The organism is Streptomyces sp. KLMMK, from assembly GCF_036961605.1.
GTDB lineage: Bacteria > Actinomycetota > Actinomycetes > Streptomycetales > Streptomycetaceae > Streptomyces > Streptomyces telluris.
In genome coordinates, this window is record NZ_JBAMDC010000390.1 from 1 (window position 1) to 6,021 (window position 6,021).

General features: G+C 72.2%; 5 protein-coding genes. 1 reads left to right on the forward strand and 4 read right to left on the reverse strand.

Annotated features, from left to right (window positions below; translation table 11 throughout):
• Positions 1 to 49: 49 nt before the first annotated feature.
• From efeO to V7793_RS31825, 4 genes are all read right to left on the reverse strand, one after another.
• On the reverse strand, positions 50 to 1,180 hold the full coding sequence (gene efeO, locus V7793_RS31810) for an iron uptake system protein EfeO (RefSeq protein ID WP_336013136.1): 1,131 nt from the start codon (positions 1,178 to 1,180) through the stop codon (positions 50 to 52).
• A gap of 144 nt (positions 1,181 to 1,324) precedes the next feature.
• Complete coding sequence (locus V7793_RS31815) at positions 1,325 to 2,179, reverse strand: heme ABC transporter ATP-binding protein (RefSeq protein ID WP_443058034.1); 855 nt, start codon at positions 2,177 to 2,179, stop codon at positions 1,325 to 1,327.
• Positions 2,180 to 2,273: 94 nt separating this feature from the next.
• Positions 2,274 to 3,347, reverse strand: coding sequence for a FecCD family ABC transporter permease (locus V7793_RS31820; protein WP_336013143.1), 1,074 nt, complete (start codon positions 3,345 to 3,347; stop codon positions 2,274 to 2,276).
• A gap of 69 nt (positions 3,348 to 3,416) precedes the next feature.
• Positions 3,417 to 4,475 (reverse strand): heme/hemin ABC transporter substrate-binding protein, encoded by a 1,059-nt coding sequence (locus tag V7793_RS31825; protein WP_443058035.1) that lies wholly within the window; start codon positions 4,473 to 4,475, stop codon positions 3,417 to 3,419.
• 120 nt (positions 4,476 to 4,595) lie between these two features.
• On the opposite strand from V7793_RS31825, the gene V7793_RS31830 reads away from it, so the two are divergent.
• The coding region (locus V7793_RS31830; RefSeq protein WP_336013138.1) for an HtaA domain-containing protein at positions 4,596 to 6,021 on the forward strand (1,426 nt) is incomplete at its 3' end.

The window sequence follows — 6,021 nt, forward strand, 5'->3', positions numbered from 1 at the left end:
GCGGCTGCGGCTCGCCCGTCTTCTTCGCGTCGGTCATGACGGTCCCCCGTTACTTCGCGACGGCGCCGGCGAGCTTGGACAGGGGCTCCGCGAGGGCGTTCACGGCGTCGGACAGCTTCTTGCGGTCCTCCTTGCCGACGCCGTCGTACGCCTTGAAGGTGTCGCCGTCGCGGTACTCGCCGAGCAGCTTCTTCAGGTCGCCGAACTGCTTGTCGAGCTCCTTGACGAGCGCGGCGTCGCTCTTGGCGGCGACGGACTTGAGCAGCTCGTAGGACTTCTCGGCGCCCTCGACGTTGGCCTGGAAGTCGACGAGGTCGGTGTGGCTGTAGCGCTCCTCCTCGCCGGTGACCTTGCCGGTCGCGACCTCGTCGAGGAGCTCCTTGGCGCCGTTGGCCATGCTGGTCGGGGTGATCTCGGCGGTGCCGACGACCTTCTGCCAGCCCTTGAGGTCCGTCATCAGCTGGTCGGCCAGCTTCTTGTCGTCCTCGTCGATCTTCTTCTCGTCCCAGAGCGACTTCTCCAGCTTGTGCCAGCCGGTCCACTTCTGGTCCTTCTCCAGGCCGTCCTCGCGGACGTCGACCTTCGGGTCGATGTCGCCGAAGGACTCCGCGACCGGCTCGGTGCGCTCCCAGCCGATGCGGGAGACCGCGTAGAGCTTCTTGGCCCCGTCGACGTCGCCGCCCTTGACCGCGTCGGCGAACTTCTGCGCGGCCGGGATCGTCTCGTCGGCCTGCTGCTGGACGTACTTGCGGTACTCGGCGACCGCCTTGTCCAGCTCCGGGTTCGCCTTCTCCGCCTTTCCGCCGCCGGTGACGGTGACCTTCTGGCGGATGCCGTCGCCCTTCATGCCGGGCTTGCAGGCGATTTCGTAATCGCCCGGCTTCTTGATCGTCGCGGTGATCTCGGCCTTGGTCCTCGGGCCTATGTTCTCCCGCTCCGTCACGATCCGGTCGCCCGCGGCGTACACGTACACCTCGGTGACCTTGGAGCCCGTGTTCTCAATGTTGATCTTTATGTGACCGGACGGGAAAGAGGTCTTCGAAACCTCGCACTTGTCGTCGGAGGCGGTCACGTTGATCGCGTCGGATCCCTTGCCGTCCGACTTCTCGGCACAGCCGGCCACGGCGGTCAGGGCCGCGGCCGCGGCGACGGCGGCGACGGAGGAGCGGAGGGCGCGCATAGGGGCTCCAGGCGTGCTCGGGGAGGACGGAAAGGACGTTCACGCCGTAAACGGCATGGCTGAAAACCGGCTGGCCGGATAAGGCTGCCCTAACTTATCCGAGGCTTGCCTACCCTGTTCCCGGACGGGTGCGTGATTCTGCTCTCACGAGGCAAAATCTCGTATCTCGCGCCTCGGGATCACCAATGGCTCACCGGTACGCGGATGATCGATAACCTCGACCGGCTGCGAATACACACGACTGAGCAATTCCGTTTCGAAGACGCGCCCCGGCGGTCCCTCCGCCGCGATCCGCCCCCCGTGCAGGACCGCCACCCGGTCCGCGTACGCGCCCGCGAGCCCCAGGTCGTGCAGGACGACGACCACCGCGGCCCCGGCCGCGGCCCGCTCCCGGCAGATCCGCAGCACCAGTTCCTGGTGGCGCAGGTCCAGCGCGGCGGTCGGCTCGTCGAGCAGCAGGAGCGGGGTGCGCTGCGCGAGCACGCGCGCCAGGGCGACCCGCGCCCGCTCGCCGCCGGAGAGCGCCGCGAACGGGCGGGCGGCGAATCCGGTCACCTCGGCGGCGGCCATGGCGGCCCGGACGGCCTCGTCGTCCTCGTCCTCGGCGGGGGTCCCGGCCCACGGCGCGCGCCCCATCCGGACGACCTCCTCGACCGGGAACGGGAACGACAGCTCCGCCGACTGCGGCAGCACGGCACGGCGCACGGCGAGTTCGGCGGCCGTCCAGGCGGCGGCGGGCTCGCCGTCGATGCGGACCTCGCCGGACCCGGCCGGCAGGTCGTGGGCGAGCGCGGCCAGGAGCGTGGACTTGCCCGCGCCGTTGGGGCCGACGAGCGCGAGGACTTCGCCGGCCGCGACCCGGATGTCCACGCCGTCGAGGACGGTGCGGCCGGCGAGACGCACGTGCAGGGCACGGGCCTCGGCGCGGACGGTCCCGGCGGGGGAGGGGAGGGGGAGACGGCGCTTCCGCCCGCGGTTGCGGAGGAACTTCCTGATCACGCCCAGCCTCCCTGCTTCCGGCGGGTCCTTCGCAGCAACCAGCTGTGTCTTCCCGGGGGCAACCCCCGGACCCCCGGCCGGATACCTGCCCACCTCACGCCCAGCCTCCCTGCTTCCGGCGGGTCCTTCGCAGCAGCCAGAAGAAGAACGGGCTGCCGAAGAGGGCCGTCAGGACGCCCAGGGGCAGTTCCGCCGGCTGGGCCGCCGTACGGGCCGCGAGGTCCGCCGCGACCAGGACCAGCGCCCCGCCCAGCGCACTGCCCGGCACCAGGAACCGGTGACCGGGGCCCGCGGCCATCCGCAGCAGGTGCGGCACCAGCAGGCCCACGAACGTGATGACCCCCGCCACGGCCACCGCCGCGGCCGTCAGCAGCGCGACCACCAGCACCAGCACCGTGCGCAGCCGCTCGACGTCCACGCCCAGGTGGCGCGCGGGCCGTTCGCCGAGCGCCAGGAGGTCCAGCTTCCGCCCGTACAGCGGCGCGACGGCCAGGCCGGCCAGGGCGCACGGCAGGACGGCGAGCACCTTCGGCCAGGTCGCCTGCGCGAGCGAGCCGAGCTGCCAGAAGGTGATCTGGCTGACCTGGGCGTTGTCGGCGACGAAGATGCCGAGGCCGACGAGCGCCCCGCCGAACGCGTTCACCGCGATGCCGGTGAGGATGAGCGTGACCACCTCCGTACGGCCGCCCGAGCGCGAGAGGGCGTAGACGAGCAGGACGGTCACGAGCCCGGCCGCGAACGCGCAGGCGGTGACCGTCCAGTTGCCGAGGAAGGTCAGCCCCAGGGAGATCGCGGCGACCGCGCCGACCGCCGAGCCGATCGAGATGCCGATGACGCCGGGTTCGGCGAGCGGATTGCCGAACACGCCCTGCATCAGCGCCCCCGCGCACCCCAGCGACGCCCCGACGAGCAGGGCCAGGGCCACGCGCGGCAGCCGTACGTTCCACAGCACGCTCTCGGGGACGCGGTCCAGCTCCGCCCCGCCGAGCCCGGCCCGGTGCAGCAGGGAGCCCACCACGTCGCCGAGCGGGATGTCGTACGCGCCGAGCCCGGCGGAGAGCAGGCACGCGAGGAGCAGGGCCGCGGCCATGCCGGCGGCGAGGAGGGCGGTGGTGCGGCGGCGCGGCTGCTGCCCGCCACCGGGCTCACCGGTGGCGCCGGCGGTCACGGGGGAGGGGGCCGTGGTGGAGGGGGCCGTGGTGGAGGGGCCCGTGGTTCTGAGGAGACTCACGTCGCGTCACTTCCCGGCGTGGATCTGCTCGATGAGCGAGGCCAGGACGGTGTCGGTGCGGGGGCCGAAGTTCAGCAGCACGCCGTCGTCCACGGAGGCGACGCGGCGGTCCAGCCCGGCCGGGGTCTGCCCGACGCCGGGGATCTTCACCAGCCCGTCCACGCCGCCGACGGACGCGAGCCCCTTGCTCATCACGAGGATGACGTCGGGCGCGGCCTTGGCGAGCGCCTCGCTCGTGATGGGCGTGAAGTCCTTCTTCAGGCCGGACTCCTTGCCCGCGTCCACGCCGCCCGCGGCCTCGATGAGCGAGTCCGCGCCGGACCCGGCCCCGCCGAGGAGGTAGACGGAGGCCGAGCCGCGCAGGTAGAGGAAGGCGACGCGCGGTTTCCTGCCGCTGCCGCCGCCCCGGGGGATGGCCGCGGCGGCCTTCTTCAGCCGCTGCTGCGTACGGCGGCCGAGCTCGTCCCCGGCGGCGGGGACGCCGAGGGCGGCGGCCACCTTGCCGATGCGCGGGCCGACGTCTTCGAGCTTCTTGGCCGGGTCGAGGACGACGAGGGGGACCCCGACGGCGCGGATCTGGCCGACGGCCTCCGCGGGGCCGGTCGTGGTCTCCGCCAGGACGAGCGTGGGCTTCAGCGAGAGCACGCTCTCCGCGGAGACGTCGTGGGCGCGGGTCACCACGGGCAGCTTCGCCGCCTGCTCGAAGGTGGCGGTGATGTCGCGGGCGACGACCCGCTCGCCGAGGCCGAGGCTGAAGACGATCTCGGACAGCGCTCCGGTGAGCGGAACGATCCGGTCCGTGCTGCGGACGGTGACGTCATGGCCGTCCGCGGACCGTACGGTGGCGGGCAGTTGGGCCTTCGGCGTGCCGGAGAGTGGCTCGATACGGTCGGCGGCCGGCGCCTTGGTCGCTGCCGAGGACGTCCCTGAGCTGCTCGAACTGCCTGATGGGCCGCAGCCGGTGAGGGCCAGGACGGCCAAAGTGAGCCAAGTGAGCAGTGCGGCGCATATGCCTTTGCGGCGTGGGGTAGATATCGCGAAGCCCGCCGACTGCCGTTGAAGCACGGTTCTTTCTGCCTTTCGCTCCGGCCGGGGGTTTCCGACCTGACGGGATGTAGCTTAGGTTAGCCTTACCTAAGTTGCCATAGGGTGATGCCTGCCATCCCGCCCGAAAGGGGCATTCCGATGCTTCCGCCGTCCAGACCTGCCCGCGCACCCGTCGCCACCCTGCTGACGGCGGTGCTCACGGCAGTGCTCACGGCGGCGGTGACGGGGTGGGTGCCGGGCCCGGTGCCGGGCGGGGTCGCGCACGCGGACGGCGCGGCGCGGACGGTCTCCGGCGGCCGCCTGGACTGGAGTGTCAAGTCCTCCTTCCAGAACTACGTCACCGGCCCCATCGCCCAGGGCCGCTGGGATCTGCAGGGCGGCGCCGCCACCGTCGGCGGCAGCCGGTTCCGCTTCCACTCCGCCAAGGGCGGCTACGACGCGGGGAGCGGGGCCTTCGAAGCCGGCTTCTCGGGCGGCGTGCACTTCACGGGCCACAAGAAGCCCGACGGCTCCTACGAACTCGACCTCACCATCGCCCGCCCCACCGTCCGCATCAAGGACGGCGGCGGCACGCTCTACGCCGACATGACCAGCAAGGCCAAGGGCACGGGCGAGGTCACGCAGGCGTCGCAGGTGCCGCTCGCCGCGCTCGACCTGAAGGGCGTGAACATGCGCGGAGCGACGACGGCCGTCACGCTGGCCAACGTCCCCGCGACGCTCACCTCCGAGGGTGCGAAGGCCTTCGCGGGCTACTACGCGGCAGGCACCGCGCTGGATCCGGTCGCGCTGTCGGCGGACGTCCTGGCCGCGGCGAACGGAGCGCCGTCCTCCGCCGCGCCGCCTTCGCCGGAGCCGGAGAAGAAGGACGCCCCCAAGGGCGAGTTCACCGGCGCGGCCGTCGACTGGGGCGTACGCCGCACCTTCCGCGAATACGTCACCGGGTCCATCGCCCAGGGCTCCTGGAAGCTGAGCGACGGCGCCCAGGACGGCGGAGCGCTCTTCCGCTTCCCCGGCGGCAAGGGCACGTACGACGCGGAGGCGCACACGCTCGACGCCGCCTTCACCGGCACGGTCCACTTCACGGGCAAGCACCTTGACCTCGCCCTGAGCGCGGTCAAGGTGACGGCGAAGGACGGCAAGGGGACGCTCGCCGCCGACGTGAGCAGCGGCGGCGGAGACCCGCAGAAAAACGTTCCTCTCGTCACCTTCGATGCCGCCGGCCTCCAGGAGAAGGACGGCCTCGCCACCGTCACCGAGGCCCCCGCCGAACTCACCGCCGACGGCGCGAAGGCCTTCGCCGGCATGTACCAGGAGGGCGCGCAGATGGACCCCGTCTCCCTCGCCGTCCCCCTCGACACGAAGGCGAAGCTGCCGCCGCTGCCGGACCTGGGCAAGGCGCCGGCGCCTGCGGCGAGCGCCGCCCAAGAGGCGGATTCCGGCCGCAAAGTGTCCGCAAACAGTGCAACCGATACCTCTTCCGGCTCGTCCTTCCCGGTGCTCCCGGTCGTCGCTGGGGGCGCGGGAGTCCTGGTCGTGGCCGCCGCCGCGCTCGTGGCGATGCGCA

Bases quoted from the DNA above. Each gene is read 5' to 3' on its own strand.
- efeO (WP_336013136.1), bottom strand. From the start codon at position 1,180: ATGCGCGCCCTCCGCTCCTCCGTCGCCGCCGTCGCCGCGGCCGCGGCC.